The sequence below is a fragment of the Mumia sp. ZJ430 genome (assembly GCF_011751845.1).
Classification (GTDB): domain Bacteria; phylum Actinomycetota; class Actinomycetes; order Propionibacteriales; family Nocardioidaceae; genus Mumia.
In genome coordinates this window covers 1,246,806-1,263,659 of sequence record NZ_JAAHFK010000001.1, presented here as the reverse complement: position 1 = coordinate 1,263,659, position 16,854 = coordinate 1,246,806, and the positions used below count along the sequence as shown (strand labels likewise).

15 protein-coding genes are annotated in these 16,854 nt (G+C 71.2%); 6 read left to right on the top strand and 9 right to left on the bottom strand.

Going from position 1 to position 16,854, the window contains the following annotated elements; all coding sequences use genetic code 11:
* Positions 1 to 50: 50 nt before the first annotated feature.
* From HCT63_RS06130 to HCT63_RS06120, 3 genes are all read left to right on the top strand, one after another.
* The gene (locus HCT63_RS06130) at positions 51 to 1,082 is read left to right on the top strand and encodes an alpha/beta fold hydrolase (protein WP_167002036.1); all 1,032 of its coding nucleotides are present in this window, start codon (positions 51 to 53) and stop codon (positions 1,080 to 1,082) included.
* Positions 1,083 to 1,170: 88 nt separating this feature from the next.
* A complete protein-coding gene (locus HCT63_RS06125) occupies positions 1,171 to 2,685 on the top strand; it encodes an AMP-binding protein (protein WP_167002034.1) in 1,515 nt (504 codons plus the stop codon).
* Complete coding sequence (locus tag HCT63_RS06120; protein ID WP_167002029.1) at positions 2,682 to 3,281, top strand: TetR/AcrR family transcriptional regulator; 600 nt, start codon at positions 2,682 to 2,684, stop codon at positions 3,279 to 3,281. The genes HCT63_RS06125 and HCT63_RS06120 overlap by 4 nt, the downstream gene beginning before the upstream one ends.
* A gap of 66 nt (positions 3,282 to 3,347) precedes the next feature.
* Here HCT63_RS06120 and HCT63_RS06115 read toward each other — a convergent pair whose 3' ends face one another.
* Positions 3,348 to 4,577, bottom strand: a complete 1,230-nt coding sequence (locus HCT63_RS06115) for a methyltransferase (RefSeq protein WP_167002027.1) — start codon at positions 4,575 to 4,577, stop codon at positions 3,348 to 3,350.
* A 3-nt stretch (positions 4,578 to 4,580) separates the two neighbouring features.
* Positions 4,581 to 5,546, bottom strand: a complete 966-nt coding sequence (locus HCT63_RS06110; RefSeq protein ID WP_167002025.1) for a hypothetical protein — start codon at positions 5,544 to 5,546, stop codon at positions 4,581 to 4,583.
* Positions 5,547 to 5,630: 84 nt separating this feature from the next.
* On the opposite strand from HCT63_RS06110, the gene HCT63_RS06105 reads away from it, so the two are divergent.
* Positions 5,631 to 6,266 (top strand): TetR/AcrR family transcriptional regulator, encoded by a 636-nt coding sequence (locus HCT63_RS06105; protein ID WP_167002023.1) that lies wholly within the window; start codon positions 5,631 to 5,633, stop codon positions 6,264 to 6,266.
* Between the two features lie 37 nt (positions 6,267 to 6,303).
* Here the strand turns inward: HCT63_RS06105 and HCT63_RS06100 are convergent, their stop codons facing one another.
* From HCT63_RS06100 to HCT63_RS06075, 6 genes are read right to left on the bottom strand one after another with little or no spacing between them, the layout of a single operon-like run.
* Positions 6,304 to 7,722, bottom strand: coding sequence for an amidase (locus HCT63_RS06100; protein ID WP_167002021.1), 1,419 nt, complete (start codon positions 7,720 to 7,722; stop codon positions 6,304 to 6,306).
* Positions 7,719 to 8,357, bottom strand: a complete 639-nt coding sequence (locus tag HCT63_RS06095) for a carbon monoxide dehydrogenase subunit G (protein WP_167002019.1) — start codon at positions 8,355 to 8,357, stop codon at positions 7,719 to 7,721. The genes HCT63_RS06100 and HCT63_RS06095 overlap by 4 nt, the downstream gene beginning before the upstream one ends.
* Positions 8,354 to 10,768, bottom strand: a complete 2,415-nt coding sequence (gene cutA / locus HCT63_RS06090) for an aerobic carbon-monoxide dehydrogenase large subunit (RefSeq protein WP_167002017.1) — start codon at positions 10,766 to 10,768, stop codon at positions 8,354 to 8,356. The genes HCT63_RS06095 and cutA overlap by 4 nt, the downstream gene beginning before the upstream one ends.
* Positions 10,765 to 11,343, bottom strand: a complete 579-nt coding sequence (locus HCT63_RS06085; protein ID WP_167002014.1) for a (2Fe-2S)-binding protein — start codon at positions 11,341 to 11,343, stop codon at positions 10,765 to 10,767. Before HCT63_RS06085 ends, cutA begins: the two co-directional genes overlap by 4 nt.
* A complete protein-coding gene (locus HCT63_RS06080; protein ID WP_167002012.1) occupies positions 11,340 to 12,224 on the bottom strand; it encodes a xanthine dehydrogenase family protein subunit M in 885 nt (294 codons plus the stop codon). Before HCT63_RS06080 ends, HCT63_RS06085 begins: the two co-directional genes overlap by 4 nt.
* Positions 12,221 to 13,609, bottom strand: coding sequence for a solute carrier family 23 protein (locus HCT63_RS06075; RefSeq protein ID WP_208322279.1), 1,389 nt, complete (start codon positions 13,607 to 13,609; stop codon positions 12,221 to 12,223). Before HCT63_RS06075 ends, HCT63_RS06080 begins: the two co-directional genes overlap by 4 nt.
* Positions 13,610 to 13,805: 196 nt before the next feature.
* Here HCT63_RS06075 and HCT63_RS06070 point away from each other — a divergent pair, with 196 nt between their 5' ends.
* Complete coding sequence (locus HCT63_RS06070; RefSeq protein WP_167002010.1) at positions 13,806 to 14,273, top strand: SAM-dependent methyltransferase; 468 nt, start codon at positions 13,806 to 13,808, stop codon at positions 14,271 to 14,273.
* 7 nt (positions 14,274 to 14,280) lie between these two features.
* Here HCT63_RS06070 and HCT63_RS06065 read toward each other — a convergent pair whose 3' ends face one another.
* Positions 14,281 to 15,972: a PucR family transcriptional regulator gene (locus tag HCT63_RS06065; RefSeq protein WP_167002008.1), complete on the bottom strand. Its 1,692-nt coding sequence runs from the start codon at positions 15,970 to 15,972 to the stop codon at positions 14,281 to 14,283.
* Positions 15,973 to 16,007: 35 nt separating this feature from the next.
* Here HCT63_RS06065 and HCT63_RS06060 point away from each other — a divergent pair, with 35 nt between their 5' ends.
* The gene (locus HCT63_RS06060) at positions 16,008 to 16,841 is read left to right on the top strand and encodes a DUF2877 domain-containing protein (RefSeq protein ID WP_167002006.1); all 834 of its coding nucleotides are present in this window, start codon (positions 16,008 to 16,010) and stop codon (positions 16,839 to 16,841) included.
* Positions 16,842 to 16,854 lie beyond the last annotated feature (13 nt).

The window sequence follows — 16,854 nt, the reverse complement described above, 5'->3', positions numbered from 1 at the left end:
ACCTTGGCACTACCTGACAGGCTCCCGGAAGGACCCGCCATCATGGTCCGGTGCTCCGTACGATCCTGCCCGCCGTCGTCGCCCTCGCGACGCTGCTCTCCGGCTGCGGCCTCGCCCCTCAGACCGCCCTCTCCGCCACCGGCGCCGAAGTCTCCTCGGTCGAGAATCCGGGCGACCACGTGTCCCTCCCACCGCTGCCGCCCGTACGACACGAGCGGACCCTCCCGACGCTGATGCGGACCCCCGACAACGGCAGCGACCTGCGACGCGAGCGGGTGCTCGAGACCAACGACGCCTACACGTCGTACCAGGTCAGCTACCGCTCTGAGGACCTGCGGGTGTCCGGAGTCCTGCACGTGCCACACGGTGCGGACAGGTCGCCGGCCGTCGTGATCGCACGCGGCTACAAGTCCCCGAAGTCGTACCGTCCGGGCGGGTCGATGATCGACACGCGCGACTACCTGGCTCGCGCGGGGTACGTGGTGCTCTACACCGACTACCGCAACCACGGACGCTCCGACGCCGACCCCGAGAACGACGGCGAGCTGAGGCTCGGCTTCACCATCGACGTCATCAACGCGATCGTCGCCCTGCGCCGCTCGGCGATGCGCGCGGTCGACCCCGACCGCATCGGGCTCGTCGGACGCTCGATGGGCGGCGGTGTCGCGTACAACGTCCTGACTACGCGCCCCGGTCTCGTCGACGCCGCCGTGCTGCTGTCGCCGATGAGTGCGGACGCAGTCGACAACGTCGAGATCCTCACGCGTCCTGGCAAGGGCCGGGCCTCCCGGTTCGCCGCGGTCGAGCGGTCGTACGGCACACCCGATCCGGAGTCGCCCGCGTGGCAGGACCTGTCGGCGTCACGGTTCTTCGACCGGGTCGTCGAGCCCGTCCTCATCCACCACGGCACCGCCGACAAGACCTGTCCGCCCGAGTGGACCGAGCGTGCGGCGGCGGGGCTGCGCGACGCGGGAGCCGACGTCTCCGTGAGGTGGTACGACGGCGCGGGGCACACCGTGAGGGGCGAGAAGCGAGACGAGATGATGCGCCGCACGGTCAGGTTCCTCGACGCCCGGCTCTGAGGCCGTGCGGTGCTGGCGAACCTTGTACTTGAATCACGATTCAGGTAGCGTCCGTGACGCCGGTCACACCGCCCCCTCAGGAGTCACCGTGAGCAACGTCGCCGATGCCGTCTTCGCGCACGCCTTCTCCGAGCCGGACCGGGTAGCGGTCCGCGCCTCGGGGCGCGAGGTCGGCTTCGGTGCGCTGCGCGACGCCGCCGCCTCGGTGGCCGCCCGGGCGCTGCGAGCGGGAGTCGCACCCGGCGACCGCGTCCTGCTCGTCGCGCCGTCGATCCCCGAGTTCGTCGCGGCCTACTACGGCCTCCACGCCGCCGGGGCGACGCTCATCACCGTGAACGTCATGGCCACCACCCCCGAGATCGCGTATGTCGTCGAGGACGCCGACGTCAGCCTCGTGGTCGCCTGGCACGAGACGGCAGGTGCGGCCGAGAAGGCCTCCGCCGCGCACGGGCTGCCGTTCTGGAGCCTCCCCCCGCTCGACGAGTGGGACGTCTCCGACCGCGTCAAGGCGCCGGTCGACCTGCCCGACGACGCGACCGCGCTGATCATCTACACCTCCGGCACCACGGGTCGCCCGAAGGGCGCGCAGCTCCCCATCTCCGCGATCGCCGGCATCGTCGACGCCGCCGAGCACGTCCTGGAGTTCGACGAGGACGACCGTACGGGCACCGCGCTGCCGCTGTTCCACGTGTTCGGGCAGATCATGGTCATGCACCTCGCGATCTCCTTCGGCACCGTCGTCTCGCTCCTGCACCCGTTCGACCCGCGCAAGCTCGTCGAGATGATCCGCGACGACGAGCTGACGATCGTCTCCGGCGTCCCGACGATGTGGATCGCCGTGCTGCACGCCGCCGGCGACGCCACCCCCGAGGACTTCTCACGCCTGCGCCTGGCCACGTCCGGCGGCGCGTCGCTCCCGGTCGAGGTCATCGGCGCGTTCGAGGAGAAGTTCGGCACGCGCATCCGCGAGGGCTACGGGCTGTCCGAGACCTGCGGCTGGGCGACCTCTGCGCCGCTGGGCGCCGAGCCCAAGGTCGGCGCGGTCGGGAGAGCCATCCACGGCGTCGATCTCGAGATCCGTGATCTCGACGGCTCGCCGGTCCCGACCGGCGAGGTCGGCGAGGTGTGGATCCGTGGGCCGATCGTGATGACGGGCTACTGGAACCGGCCCGAGGCCAACGCCGACGTCCTGCGCGACGGGTGGCTGCGGACGGGTGACCTCGGCACGCTCGACGAGGACGGCGACCTCCGCATCGTCGACCGGCTCAAGGACCTCATCATCCGCGGCGGCTACAACGTCTATCCGAGCGAGGTCGAGGAGGTCCTCTACGCACACCCGGACATCGTCGAGGCGGCCGTGGTCGGCGTCGCGGACGCCAGGTACGGCGAGGAGGTGGGTGCCGTGGTCGTGCTCCGCGACGGCGCCGTGCTCCAGCCCGGCGCCCTGCGCGCCTGGGCCAAGGAGCGCCTGAGCGCCTACAAGGTGCCGCGCCTCTTCCAGGTCGTCGACGCCCTCCCCAAGGGCCCGTCCGGCAAGATCCTGAAGCGCGCCCTCGACCGCGACGCCCTCGTCGGTACGGGAGTCGCGGCGGGCGTGCGATGACCGTCCCCGCCACCGCGCGCGGCGCCCGGACCCGGTCCGCCTTGGTCGCTGCCGCCCGTACGGTCTTCGAACGGGACGGCTTCACCGACTCGCGCATCGCCGACATCGCACGCGAAGCGGGCTGCGCCACCGGCTCGTTCTACACATGGTTCGCGAGCAAACCCGAGATCCTGTCGGCCGTGCTGTACGAAGCGCAGCACGACGTGGTGGTGCCCCGACTCGACGCGGCCGCTGCCGACCCGTACGAGGAGCTCGCGGAGGGACACCGGCGCTACTTCGAGAACTACCGGCACAACGCCGCACTCATGCTCGTCCTCGAGGAGGTCGCCGCGGTGGACCCGTCGTTCCGCGACATCCGTCGTCGGCGTGGCGAGGCGCTCGCGCGCAAGACCGCGTCGGTCATCGAGGCGATGCAAGCGCGTGGGATCGCCGATCCGTCGTTGGACCCCTACCCGACGGCCCGCGCACTCGACGGCATGGTGTCGCACCTTGCCTACTACGCATTCGTCCTCGGCGACGCGCTCGACATCGACGAGCTGGTCGACGCCACCGACCGGATCTGGCGCAACGCGCTCTCCCCCCGCGGCCTCACATAACCCCCGAGCTGCCGTGCGGCGTGTCTTCCCCCGGCGCGCCGCACGGCTCGATCTTTCGGTCAGCGGTCAGCGCGACACCCGGGGGCCAGCGCCGAACGCATCGGCACCGAGCTGCGCAAAGTGCCGGACCCCCGGCAGCGCGAGCGTCCAGCCGGCCAGCGCCCACCCGAGATGAAGGTGCCCCAGCGCCCGGGCAAGCGCCACCACACCCTGGTCACGCACGCCGTCCGCCTCGTACGTGATCCGCCGCAGCACCTCGGGATGCTCAGCGGCGGGACGCACGTCGAGCGCGACCGGCCGACGATCGAGGAGCCACTGGCCGAGTCCGGTGCACATCGTGCAGTCGGCAGCGACGAACAGCGACGCGGGAGGACCATCGAGTGGCCGCCAGCGAGGCACCCACACGGGCACCTGCGCCTCGTACGCCGTCCACCGCTCGCCGAACGCCTCCTCCATCTGACTCCCTTCGTGCCAGGCAGCCAGCCCCGCCGAGTAGACGACCGTCACCACGGCGCCGAGCAGCAGGAGCGGCTCTGCGAAGGTCACGGCGAGCACCGAGAACACGAGCACCATCGACGCCTGCATCGGGTTGCGGACGTAGGCGTACGGGCCGGTGGTCACCAGCCGAGACGGCGGGTCGTACGGCAGCGGGGTGCCGCCACCGACGCGCGCGAGCTCCCGCATCGCGGCCACCGCAGGCACGCTCACCACCACCGCGACCTGCACGCCCGCCGCCGTCACCTCCGGCCACCATCGGGACTCGACGCCGACGACGAGCAACGGCACACCCACGAGGAGCGCGCCCGCGCACCACGCCTGCGCCCACGCCCGTACGGTCACGTGCCGCTGGGCGAGAGTCCAGTGCGCCAGCGCGTACGCCGGCACGAGGGCGGCGAGGACCGCGATCGCCTCGCCGACCAGCCACGGGTCACCGAGTCTGACGACCGGTGCGCCCCACGGCATGAAGGCGAGGTCGACCCACACGAGGACGGCCCCGACGAGCAGCGGCGGCAGCGCCGGCGCGACCAGGGCGGGGACGGCACCCCACAGGAGCGCCCACGCCAGCCACAGGTCGACGGGGATGCCCTGCCAGAGCGCGCCGTCGGCGTCGAACGACCACCAGCCGGCGGCGATCGCGAGGAGGTTCACCGGCAGCAGGGCGACCGCCGCCCAGGCGGTCGCGAGGAGGATCGCTGCAAGCCGTCGCGCACCGGGTCGTCGCCAGAGGGCGAGGAGGACCACGGCGAGCACGGGGACGGTGAGGCCGAGCGCGCGTACGGTGGCCGGATCTCTCACCGCTCACTCCGCCTCGGCCATGTCCGCGAAGGTCTCGGCGAGATAGCCCGCCGCGTCTGCGACCGCGTGGTGCTGGACCGGTCCGAAGTACCACGACGGGTCGAACGTGCGTGCGTACTCCAGGCGCCACGTCATCTCCGTTCCACCCGCGGACGCCGACCAGGTGACGACCGCACGTCGCAGGTCCAGCCAGCGGGCGAGGGTCGAGTCGGCCGTCACGTCGAAGACGACTCGGCCCGCGTCGGCCGTGGACGTGGACTCGACGACCCGCAACTCCATCGACCGAGGGGTGGGCGTGGACCCGAGACCCAGGCTGCGGCGCGGCGTGAAGGCGATGAGCCGCGCGTCGCCGACGCTCAGGCCGCTCCCCGTCGCGCGCACCGGCTTCGGGAACGGCAGCGCCCGCAGGAAGGGTGCTTCGTACGGGCCGAAATCGGGCGGCGCGGCGAGCGCCGCCTCGACTCGTGCTGGCGCGGCGGCGATGGTCACGGTCGTGCCCGCGTTGTCCTGGCGTGGAATCACGCTGACCCCGCCGACTCCCTCGAGGGCGATCAGCGCCAGCAGGGGCGCCGCGACGAGCGCGCGGTGCCCGCCGCCGCGCGCGGCCTGCGCGAGGAGACCGACGAGCACGGCGACACCGTAGAAGAGCGGCGCCGCGATGAGCAGGCAGACGACGCCCTCGTCGAGCAGCGGTCCCGCGAGCGCGAGTCCGACGGTGGTGGTCGCGAGAGCGACGCCGACCGCGTTCTTGGGACGGGCGGTGAGGACGACCGTCACCGCGATCAGCGCGGGAATGCCGACGTAGAACAGCGAGGTCTCCTCGAGACCGGCGCTGCCGAGCGCTTCAGCGACGAGCATCGCGGCGAAGAGTGCCAGCGTGATGCCGGCGAGGAGCAGGCGCGCGGTGCTCGACCGGGGTCGCGGGTCGTCGTGCGGATCGGCGGAGCTGTCGTGGGGATAGGGCTCCATCTGCGGTCGCCTCTCGTGGGTCCAGCAAGTTTAATCGAGTGATTAAAGCATATGATGAAGGCCGTCGGCGAGGGAAGGGATCACATGGCGGCCACACGTCAGAACAGCGAGGACACCAGACGGCGACTGCTCGACGCCGCCGACGTGGTGCTGCGCGAGCGCGGGTACGACGGCACGTCCGCTCGGGTCATCGCGGCGGAGGCGGGGGTCAACTCTGCGCTGGTCTTCTACCACTTCGGCGGAGTCGACCCGCTGCTCCTCGCCGCGCTCGACCGATCGTCCGAGGCGCGCATGGCGATGCACTGTCGCACCGTCGAGGGCGTCCGTACGGTCGAGGACCTCGTCGCCGCGGCGAAGCAGATCTACCTCACCGACCTGGAGCGCGGCTACCTCGCGCAGTTCAGCGAGATCGTCGCGGCGGCGGTCACCAAACCCGAGCTGCGGGAGGCGATCACCGCCCGCGCGGACCCATGGGTGCGCTTCGTCGAGGAGAGCTGGGAGCGCGTCGCGGGAGGCACCCCGCTAGGCCGGCTGCTGCCCGCGCGCGAGGTCGCCAACGCCGCGATCACGTTCTATCTCGGGGTGAACCTGTTCTCGGTGATCGACCCCGACCAGTCCCGTACGGAGGGAGTCTTCGCGCTCGCCGGCCGGATCGCACCGCGCGCGAAGCTCCTCACGATGCGCCTGCCGGCCAGGTCGCGGACCTCTCGCAAGGCGTGACGCGGCCCGCGCCGGGGTGGTCCCGGCGGTGAGCCGATCAGAGGGCAGGGCGTGGGCCACCGACCCCCACGCCTGCACCCGACAGCTGTTCGTACGCACGCGCGATCGCGAGCAGCCGACGCTCGGAGCCTGCGGGCCCGACGAGCTGCAGCCCCACGGGCAGGCCGTCGGGCGTGAACCCCGCCGGCACGCTGATCGCGGGGCACCCGGTCACCGTGATGAGGAACGCCGCGCGCATCCAGTCGAGGTATGTCTCCTGCGGACGCCCGTTGATCGCGTGCGGGTACTCCTGGTCGGCCGGGAACGGCGGGACCTGGCTCACCGGCAGCGCGAGCACGTCGTAGCGCGTGAAGAACTCGCGGGCCTTCTCGGCGAGCGCTGTCCGCTGGGCGTACGCAACGGCGACGTCGTGCCCGGACAGGGGCCGCCCGGCACGAATGTTGTCGGCGAGGGACGGCTTGAGGTCGTCCGGGCGCGAGTCGAGGACACCACCGAGCGTGTAGTCCATGAGCCACGCGCGCAGCGTTCGGAACGCAGCCTCGGCGTCGGGCAGCTCCGGCCACGCCTCCTCGATGTGCGCGCCCGCACCGGCGAAGACACCCGCCTGGGCGCGGACGATGTCGGCGACCGACGCCTCCACCTCGAACGCGCCCCCGAGGTCGACCGACAGCGCGACCCGTAGCCCGTCGAGCGACGCGGGACGCACCTCGCGGAACACCTCGCCCGCCGTCGAGTCCGCCGTCGGGACACGCGGGTCGGGCCCCGCCAGCACGCTCAGCAGCAGCGCGAGGTCGGAGACGTCCCGCGCGAGCGGCCCCTGCACAGACACGGTCTCCCAGAGGTTCCACGTCGGCCAGGTCGGGACCCGCCCCCAGGTCGGACGCAGCCCGACCACGTTGCAGAACGACGCCGGGTTGCGCAGGGAGCCGCCCATGTCCGACCCGTCGGCCAGCGGCACCATCCCGGCCGCGAGCGCGGCGGCCGCACCGCCGCTCGACCCGCCCGCCGAACGGCCGGTGTCGTACGGGTTCACCGTCGTGCCGAACACGGGGTTGAACGTGTGGGACCCGGACGCGAACTCCGGCGTGTTCGACTTCGCGACCACCACCGCACCCGCCGCGCGCACCCGCTCGACGACGAGCTCGTCGTACGCCGACACGTGGTCGGCCATCACCGGCGAGCCGAACGTCGTCCGCCAGCCGGCGACGTGGTGGGTGTCCTTGACCGCGTACGGGAGCCCGTGGAGCACGCCGAGCGGCTCCCCCGACAGCGTCCGCTCGTCCGCGGCGGCCGCCTGGGCGTACGCCCGCTCCTCGTCGATCGAGACCAGCGCGTTGACCGTGCCGTTGACCTGGCCGATGCGGGCGAGGTGGAGGGCGAGCAACTCTCGCGCGGAGATCTCGCGCGCGGCGACGGCCTGCGCCATCGCCCGCGCGCTGCTGTAGACGTCGATCATCGCGACCGGCGCCCGAACAGCCCTCCGACGATCACACCCGCCAGGACCAGGACGCCGCCGAGGACGGCTCCCTTGACGAAGTCGTCGGTCGATCCGCTGCGACCGCCCGCCGCTGGTGCGGGGGCGGTGAAGCGCTGGCCGACGGCGGGGGTCTCGACAGGCTCGACCGACGGAGAACCGCCCTCGACCAACGAAGAACTGGCGATCGCGTCGTCGACGGCACCGAAGAACTCGCCGGCCATCCGCTTGCTCACCGCCGTCAGCATCCGCTGCCCGACGCCGCCGATCATGCCGCCGACGACCGCGTCCGCGGCGTACGCGACCCCGGTCGTCCCGTCACCATTGTCGGAAAAGCGCACCGCGACGTCCGCCGCGACCGTGCCGGGAGCTCCCGCGCCCTCGGCACGCATCACCAGAGACTGGTGAGGGACGAGGTCGCTCAACGTGCAGGTGCCGGCGTACGTCCCGCGGATCGACGCAACGCCGGCGCTGACCGTCATGGCGTAGGCGTTCTCGCCCGTCGCCTCCAGCACCTCGCAGCCCGGGATCGTGCGGACGAGCACCGCTGGGTCGAGCAGCGCGGTCCAGACCGCGTCCACGGGGGCGTTGAGCACCGCTTGTCCAGCAACCTTCATGAGTCTCCCTCCACAGCGACCACTGCCGCCTCGTCGGATCCTGCGTGCGTGCACCGCAGGTCGTACAGCTCGCTCGGTGAGATCGGCATCCGCGTGATCGTGAAGCCCTCGGCGTCCTCGATCGCCGACGCGAACACCGCCGCGCTCGGGATGACACCGGCCTCGCCCGCGCCCTTGATGCCGAGCGGGTTCAGCGGCGACGGCGTCTCGAGGTGGTCGACGTCGATCGTCTTCGGCACCTCGGTGACGTACGGCATGAGGAAGTCCATGAACGAGGCGTTCTGGAGCTGCCCGTGCTCGTCGTACGCCATCCGCTCGTAGAGCGCCCCACCCACACCCTGTGCGACACCGCCGTGGATCTGTCCCTCGACGATCATCGGGTTGATGAGTCGCCCGCAGTCGTGGACGACGGCGTACTTGAGAATCGTGATCTCGGCCGTGTCCGGGTCCGTCTCGACGATCACGGCGTGCATGCCGGAGGCGAACGTCGAGCGAGGCGGCGAGTAGAAGTCGCGGCTCTCGAGCCCGGGCGACGTGCCCTCGGGCACCGGCACCTTGTCGGCGTCGCCGACGGAGAACTGCGTCGCCGCCTTGCTCGCCTCGTCGAACGCGTAGCGCAGCGGGTTGCTGAGCACCGCGAGCGTGCCGAGCGAGACCTGCGCGCCCGGAGCACCCTTGACGGAGACGACGCCGTCGGCGATCTCGAGGTCGTCGACGTTCGCCTCGAGCGCCTCGGCGGCCAGCTCCAGCGCCTTGCGCTTGACCGACCGGGCGGACAGCGCGATCGCCGAACCGCTCATGACCGCGGCGCGCGAGGCGTACGTGCCGACCGCGTACGGCATGCGGCGGGTGTCGCCGGTGACGACCTCGACGTCCTCGAAACGCACCCCGAGCTCGTCGGCGACGATCTGCGCGAACGCCGTCTGGTGGCCCTGGCCCTGCGTCGTCAGGCCGGTCGAGACCTTGATCTTGCCGGTCGTCTCGACCTGGATGTGCCCGCCTTCGTACGGGCCGACGCCGGTGCCCTCGACGTAGCAGCCGATGCCCATCCCGACCGTACGGCCCTGGGCGCGCATCTCGTCGCGGAACGCGCCGAATTCGTCCCAGCCGACCAGCGTCTTGAGCTTGTCGAGCATCTGCGGGAAGTCGCCGGAGTCATAGATCAGCGGCTTGCCGTCCTGGAAGATCAGCCCCTGGTCGTACGGGAACTCGTCGGGCTGGATGAAGTTGGCGGAGCGCACCTCCGTGCGGTCCTTGCCGAGGTACGAGGCGATCGCGTCCATCGTGCGCTCCATCGCGAACACGCCCTGCGGACGGCCGGCGCCGCGGTAGGGCGTCACGATCACCGTGTTGGTGTAGAGGCTGTGGAACGTCGCCTTGTAGACCGGCGGCTTGTACGGGCCGAGCAGCTGCGTGGTCGTGATGATCGGGACGATCAGGCCGTACGGGAGGTAGGCGCCGTTGTCGTGCCAGACCTCGACGTCCAGCCCGAGGATGCGGCCGTCGTCGTCGAAGCCGACCTCGACGTGCTGCTGCTGGGCGCGTTCGTGGGCGGCGGAGATGAAGTGCTCACGGCGGTCCTCGGTGAACTTCACCGGACGTCCGAGCGCCATCGCCGCCATCGGGACGAGCACCTCCTCAGGCCACGGGTGGACAACCTTCACGCCGAATCCTCCGCCGACGTCAGGCGTGATCACGTCGACGACGGAAAGGTCGAGGCCGAGCTTGGAGGCGATCGCGGCGCGCACACCGGTCGACGTCTGCGTGGACGACCAGACCTCGAGGCGGCCGTTGTCGGTGTCCCACTTCGCGACCGTGCCGCGCCCTTCCATCGGGGTGCACGCGCTGCGCTCGATGTCGAGGTCGAGCGCGAGCCGGTGCGGGGCTCGGCCGATCGCCGCCATCGCGTCCCCGGTCGCCTGGGTGGACGTCGCCGCGACGTTGTCGGGGACGTCGTCGTGGACGAGCCGCTCGGCGGCGCGTGCGGCGTCGAGCCCGACAACCGGCGTCATCACCTCGTACGAGACGACGATCCGGCCGACGGCGTCCTCGGCGACGTAGCGGTCGACCGCGACGACCATCGCGATCGCCTCGCCGACGTAGTTGACCTGGTCCTTGGCCAGCGCGTACTGGGTGCGCCCGTGGGTGAGGTCGGGGTGCGGGATGAGCATCGGCAGAGGCTCGGCCATCGCGCCCGTGAGGTCGTCGTACGTGTAGACCGCGACCACCCCGTCGAGGTCGAGCACAGGGTCGACGTCGATGTCGAGGATGCGGGCGTGCGCGTGCGGCGAGCGCAGCACCGCGACGTGCAGGGCGTCGGGCGCAAGGTCGTCGAGATAGCGGCCTCGGCCGCGCAGGAACCGCTCGTCCTCGACGCGTGCGACGCGCTCTCCGAACGACTTGGTGGTCATGCGTCACCACCGGTCTCGGGAGTGGTTTCGACAGGCTCAACCAACGGCCCCTCCGCCGGTCGAGCCTGTCGAGACCCCGCGATCTCGGCCGCACGCAGGACGGACTTCACGATGTTCTGATAGCCCGTGCACCGGCAGAGGTTGCCGGCGATCATCTCGCGCGCCTCGTCCTCGGTCGGGTCAGGGTTCTCGCGCAGACCTGCGGTGATGGTGGTGAGGAACCCCGGGGTGCAGAAGCCGCACTGCAGCCCGTGGCACTCCTTGAACGCCTGCTGCACCGGGCCGAGGCGATCGCCCGACTCGGTGAGGCCTTCCACCGTCGTCAGCGACGCGCCCTCGACGGACACGGCGAGCAGCAGGCACGCCCGCATCGGCCGGCCGTCGACGAGGATCGTGCACGCGCCGCAGACGCCGTGCTCGCAGCCGACGTGCGTGCCGGTCAGCCCGACGTCCTGACGCAGCGCGTCGGACAGCAGTCGTCGCGCGGGCACGTCGATCTCGTACGCCGCGCCGTTGACGGTGAACGTCACGTGGTGCAGCGCCTCGGGCGCGAGGATCTCCGGCTGGCTGGTCATCGGGCTCCCTCCGGGTCGGGGGCGACGGCGCGGGAGTACGCGTCGCGCACCACGCGACGCGTGAGCACGCCCGCGAGGTGACGGCGGTAGTCGGCCGTCGCATGGATGTCGGTGTCGGGGTCGACGCCCGCCGTCGCGATCTCGACCGCCGCCTCGAGGTTGGCGTCGCTAGCCGTGCCGTCGATGAACGCCTCGGAGAGGTCGAGGACGAGCGGGGTCAGCGAGACCGAGAGGTACGAGGCTCGCACCGTCTCGATCGCACCGGTCTGGCCGACGGAGACGACGGAGGCGACGCCGCACAGGGCGTAGTCGCCGTGACGGCGTGCGACTTCGTCGATCGCCGAGCCCGTCCGTGCGCCGAGCGCGGGCACCTGGAGCTCGAGCGCGACCTCGCTCGTACGGACCGTGCACTCCAGCGGGCCGATGAACAGGTCGGTGGCATCGATGGTGCGGCGTCCCTCGGTCGAGGCGACCAGCACCTTGGCGCCGAGCAGGGACACCACGGCGGGCATCTCCGCAGCAGCGTCGGCGTGGACGACCGATCCGAGGGTCGTCCCGCGGTTGCGGATCGTCGGGTGGGCGACCAGGCGTAGCGCCTGCCGCAGCAGGGGCTGGACCCGCCACGCGTCGGCGTCGGACTCGACGTCGGCGTGGCGGGCCAGCGCCCCGATGCGGACACCGTCCTCATCAGTCCGGACGTAGGCCAGCTCGGCGAGACCGTTGATGTCGACGAGCGTGCTCGGCTGAGCCAGGCGCATCGACAGCAGCGGGACCAGGCTCTGGCCCCCGGCCAGCACCTTGGCGTGCGGGTCGGCCGCGAGCACGGCCAGCACCTCGTCGAGGGTGGCCGGGCGGACGTAGGAGAACGGTGCGGGCTTCACAGCTGCCTCGTCACCTCCTCCGCGCCCTCGTCGGTGGTGTGCGCGGGTGGCCGTTTCCAGGCCACCATGTGGTAGTAGCCGATGGCAAGGATCGTGCCGAGAGCGATGCCGCCGAGCTGGAAGTCGTCGGAGAAGACAAGCGACACGTTGCCGACACCGATGATGATGCCTGCCGCCAGACCGACGATGTTCGCCGGATCACCGAAGTCAACGTGGTTCTCAACCCAGATCTTGGCGCCGACCAGGCCGATCATGCCGTACAGGACGACCGTGATGCCGCCGAGGACGCCCCCGGGGATCGCGTTGACGATCGCACCGAACTTCGGGCAGAGACCGAGGAAGATCGCGACCAGCGCCGCAAAGTAGTACGCGGCGGTCGAGTAGATCCGCGTCGCGGACATGACGCCGATGTTCTCGGCGTACGTCGTCGTGGGCGAGCCGCCGAACGCGCTCGCGAACGCGGTGGCGAGACCGTCGGCACCGATCGCGCGACCCATGTACGGGTCGAGGTCGTCGCCGGTCATCTCCGCGACGGCCTTGACGTGGCCGGTGTTCTCGGCGATCAGGGCGATGACGCCCGGGAGCACCAGGAGGATGAAGGTGAAGCTGAAGCTCGGCGAGTGGACGGCCGAGACCCCGTCGGCGAGCGTGCTGTTGGGGAAGCCGATCCAGTCGGCCGAGCTGACTCCGGACCAGTCGACGCGCTGGTGCGCGACCTCTTCGCCGGCTGAGGGCACGAACGAGGTGATGTCGCCGAAGAGGATGTCGGCGAGCCATGAGACCAGGTAGCCAAAGATCAGCGCGAGGAAGACGGCGATGCGCCCCCAGAAGCCCGGCAGCAGGACCGCGGCGCCGATCATGAAGGTCGCGGTGAGGAGCGCGATCCACTGGTCCTGTGGCCAGTACGTGCCGGCGACGACGGGCGCCAGGTTGAAGCCGATCAGCATGACGACGGCGCCGGTGACGGCCGGCGGGAGCAGCTTGTGCAGGAACTTCGTGCCGGCGAAGTGCACCGCGACGCCGATGGCGGCGAGGACGAGGCCCGCGACGAGGATCGCGCCGGTGACGTCGGACGAGTCACCGCCCTGGCTCCGGATCGCCGCGACGGCGGCGACGAACGAGGCGCTCGTACCGAGATAGCTCGGGACCATGTTGTTGGTGATGAGCAGGAACATGATCGTGCAGATGCCCGAGAACAGGATCGCCAGGTTCGGGTCGAGCCCCATCACCACGGGGAATACGAACGTGGCACCGAACATCGCCACCACGTGCTGCGCTCCGAGCCCGGCCGTACGGCCCCAGCTCAGACGCTGGCGCGGTCCGACCGCTTGACCAGGAGGTGGTGTCTTGCCTCCGTGCACCACTTCCCACTTGAACATCGACATGCCGGTCTCCTCAGAGTGTGCGAGCGGCCGCCGGGGGATCTCGGACAGCGCACCCGGTCCAATGTCGTGACCCTAGTAGTGACGCGAGAGACGCGGCATGGTGCGAAAGTGCCAACGGAACCCGTGGGGTGCTGTCACCCCTTGCTCTGCGTGTTCATCTGTCGGAAAAGAACGTGGACGGCGATAGCCTCGAGCGATGCCGAGCTTCGAGATCACGCCGATCGGGACCGTCCGCAACGACCGGACGGACGTCCAGCACACGGACAACTGGGGCGCCGTACGCAGCACGATCACCGTCGACGAGCGCTTCGGCGAGGCGAGCCTGCAAGGTCTGGACGGGTTCTCCCACGTGGACGTGCTCTTCCTCTTCGACCAGTTCCCCGACGGCGGCGACTTCCGCGAGCCCCGCCCGTACCGTGGCCGCGCCGACCTCCCACCCGTCGGCGTCTTCGCGGGACGTGGCCCGCGTAGGCCGAACCGCATCGGTGTCACGAGCTGTGCGATCGAGTCCGTCCGCGGCCACGAGCTGACCGTGGTGGGGCTCGACGCCGTCTCCGGCACGCCCGTCATCGACCTCAAGCCCACGATGGCGGAGTTCCTCCCCGTGAGCACCACGCAGCCCGAGTGGGTCAGCGCCATGATGTCGGAGTACTTCCAGCCGTAGCGCGCCCTCACTCCCGCATGTGCAGGATCTGAAGGGCGACCGCCACGTCGAGCCGCACCTGCGGATCGGTGCTGAACGGGCCGAGCAGGCTCTCGAGCTTGGTGACGCGGTAGCGCATCGTGTTGTAGTGGAAGTGCTGCGTGCGCGCCGCCTCTGCGACATTGAGGTTGACGTCGAGCAGCACCTGCAACGTCGCCCGCAGGTCGGCGGCCGTGGCCGTGTCCTCGGCGAGCGTGCCAAGCACCTCCGACACGAACCCGTCGAGCTCGGCTGGGTCCTCGACCTGCGACAGCAGGCGGCGGACGCCGAGGCGGTCGAAGTACGTCGTCGACCCCGTCCCCTTCATGCGTCGCCCGACCTCGACGGCCTTGCGGGCACGGGTGTATGCGTCGGGCAACGCCTCGACGCCGGTGACGACGCGGCTGATCCCCGCGGAGAACGGACGACGACCGCCGCCGGAGTCTCCCCGTACGGCGGCCAGCGCCTCCTCGACGACCTCGGACACGTCCGACGCGTCCTCGGCGACCGGAAGCAGCGCGACCACCTGCGAGGAGAAGTCCGCGACCGCGATGCTACGCCCACGCCGCTCGACCACCTGGCGCCACGCCGCGGCGAACCGGTCCTGGTAGCCGCGGCGCGTGCGGCTCGACACCGGCGCCTCCCCCGCCTCTGGCGGGTCGAGCTGCGCGACCACGACGACGAGCGGGCGGTCAAGGTCCCAGCCGAGGCCCTCGGCGTGCTCGAGGACGTACTGCGGGCTCTCCGCGCGGTCCGTCAGCACGTCGCGGAGGAAGTCTCCGCGATACTTGCCCTCCACCGCGACGACCGCCTGCATGCGCGTGATGAGCAGCGCGGCGACGGTTGCGGCCCGCTCCAGGGCATAGACGTCGCTCGCCCGCAGGGCCCGCTTCTCGCTGACCACGACCACCCGCGCGAGCTCGGTGCCCGAGGCCGCGACGCTGAGGACGCGGATCTCGCCGGAGCCGAACGGGCGCGCGCCGCGCAGGCGCTCGACCCGTACGCGGCCGGACATGTCGAGGAACTCGCTCACCTCGAGGGTCGCCCGGGCCTCGTCGCTCAGCGCACCGGCCCACTCGCGCCCGTCCGTGGACGTGACCATGACACCGACGTCGAGGACCTGGGACACCTCGGCGGCGATCTGCTCGAGGTCGCCGCCCTCGAGGACGATCATCGTCAGGGCGGAGTGCAGCGCGTCGATCTGCGCGAGGACGTTCGACTGGAACGCGTTGAGCGCGGCGTACGCGTCCTTGAGCACGTCGTCGAACGCGACCTCGTCAGGGATCTGCACGATCGGGAAGCTGAGCGCGTCGGCGAGCGCGAGGACCTCGTCGGGCACCGCGTCGACGTAGCGCCCGAGCTTGATCGCGAAACCGGCCAACGAGGCGTCGTACAGACCCTGCACGAGCGCCACCATCCTCGGGACGTCGAGCCGCCGCGCGCCGTCGAGCAACGGGAAGCCGGTGGTCACGAGGAGCTCGTGCGGCTTGACCCACCCCAGGACGTCGGGGACCTCCATGACGTTGAGGCCGGTCACCGGCCGCTGCATCCCCTCGACTCCGGCGAGGGTCTTCGCGCCGGTCAGCGCGTCGATCCGCACGACGTCGGCAAGAGGAAGCCCGTACGTCGTGTCTGTCAGGTTGTGAGAGCGATCAGGCTGATCGTTGGCAAGTCTCGCCATCGGCTCACCGTAGCGAACGCTCCTACTCTGACGCCATGGCCGCGCCGATCCGACTCCGGACCGAGTCCGCGGGACGCCTCTCTCCGAGCCGTCCCGCACCGCACCCGGCCGCCGCGACCGCAGGCGTGGCAGCAGTCCTGCGCGGCCCTCGACGCGTCGCGACGATCGTCGCGCGCAGCCCCTACGCCGTGTACGCGCAGGACCGTCACACCGTCGTCGCCGTCCTCGCCCGCGACGCCGTCGTCGTACCCTGCGGGCTCGCGACCGGCTGGAACCACGTCGGAGACGCCCGAGAGGTCGTGCTCGGCGCCGGCCGCTGCACGGTGGACGGGCGCGAGGTCCGGGTGGGCAGGCTGGTCGACGCGACCGTACGGCCGGTGATTGCCGACGCTGGGCCGGTGGCCGCCGACGCCGACGAGCTCCTCGCCGCCGTCATGCCCCACCTCCCCGGCCTTCCTGAGGGCACGTACGACGCCCTTCGTGCCGACGACCCTGCCGCCGCCACCGCCCTGCTCGGCCGCGGTCCCGGGCTGACCCCGCTCGGCGACGACGTCCTTGCCGGCTGGCTCGTCGGCCGGTACGCCCGCGGGCACCGCGGCGGACGGGTCGCGGCCGCCGTGCTCACCGACGCCCCGGCCCGTACGACGACGGTCTCGGCCGTCCTCCTCGCGCACGCGGTGCGAGGCGAGGCCGTCCCACAGCTGCGCGCCTACCTCGCTGACCCCGAAGACCCGACGACGCTGGCCGCCCTGCGCGCCGTCGGCCACACCTCGGGCACGGGCCTCGCGCTCGGCGTCGCCCTGTCCGTCCCTCTCGCGTCCCCGCTGTGCAAGCAACCTGACGCAATCCACCTGCCGCAATCCATCTGACGAGAAGGGTCAT

Bases quoted from the DNA above. Each gene is read 5' to 3' on its own strand.
- HCT63_RS06070 (WP_167002010.1), top strand. From the start codon at position 13,806: ATGCCGAGCTTCGAGATCACGCCGATCGGGACCGTCCGCAACGACCGG.
- HCT63_RS06110 (WP_167002025.1), bottom strand. From the start codon at position 5,546: ATGGAGCCCTATCCCCACGACAGCTCCGCCGATCCGCACGACGACCCG.
- HCT63_RS06085 (WP_167002014.1), bottom strand. From the start codon at position 11,343: ATGACCAGCCAGCCGGAGATCCTCGCGCCCGAGGCGCTGCACCACGTG.
- HCT63_RS06075 (WP_208322279.1), bottom strand. From the start codon at position 13,609: ATGTCGATGTTCAAGTGGGAAGTGGTGCACGGAGGCAAGACACCACCT.
- HCT63_RS06095 (WP_167002019.1), bottom strand. From the start codon at position 8,357: ATGAAGGTTGCTGGACAAGCGGTGCTCAACGCCCCCGTGGACGCGGTC.
- HCT63_RS06120 (WP_167002029.1), top strand. From the start codon at position 2,682: ATGACCGTCCCCGCCACCGCGCGCGGCGCCCGGACCCGGTCCGCCTTG.
- HCT63_RS06060 (WP_167002006.1), top strand. From the start codon at position 16,008: ATGGCCGCGCCGATCCGACTCCGGACCGAGTCCGCGGGACGCCTCTCT.
- HCT63_RS06065 (WP_167002008.1), bottom strand. From the start codon at position 15,972: ATGGCGAGACTTGCCAACGATCAGCCTGATCGCTCTCACAACCTGACA.
- HCT63_RS06100 (WP_167002021.1), bottom strand. From the start codon at position 7,722: ATGATCGACGTCTACAGCAGCGCGCGGGCGATGGCGCAGGCCGTCGCC.
- HCT63_RS06105 (WP_167002023.1), top strand. From the start codon at position 5,631: ATGGCGGCCACACGTCAGAACAGCGAGGACACCAGACGGCGACTGCTC.
- cutA (WP_167002017.1), bottom strand. From the start codon at position 10,768: ATGACCACCAAGTCGTTCGGAGAGCGCGTCGCACGCGTCGAGGACGAG.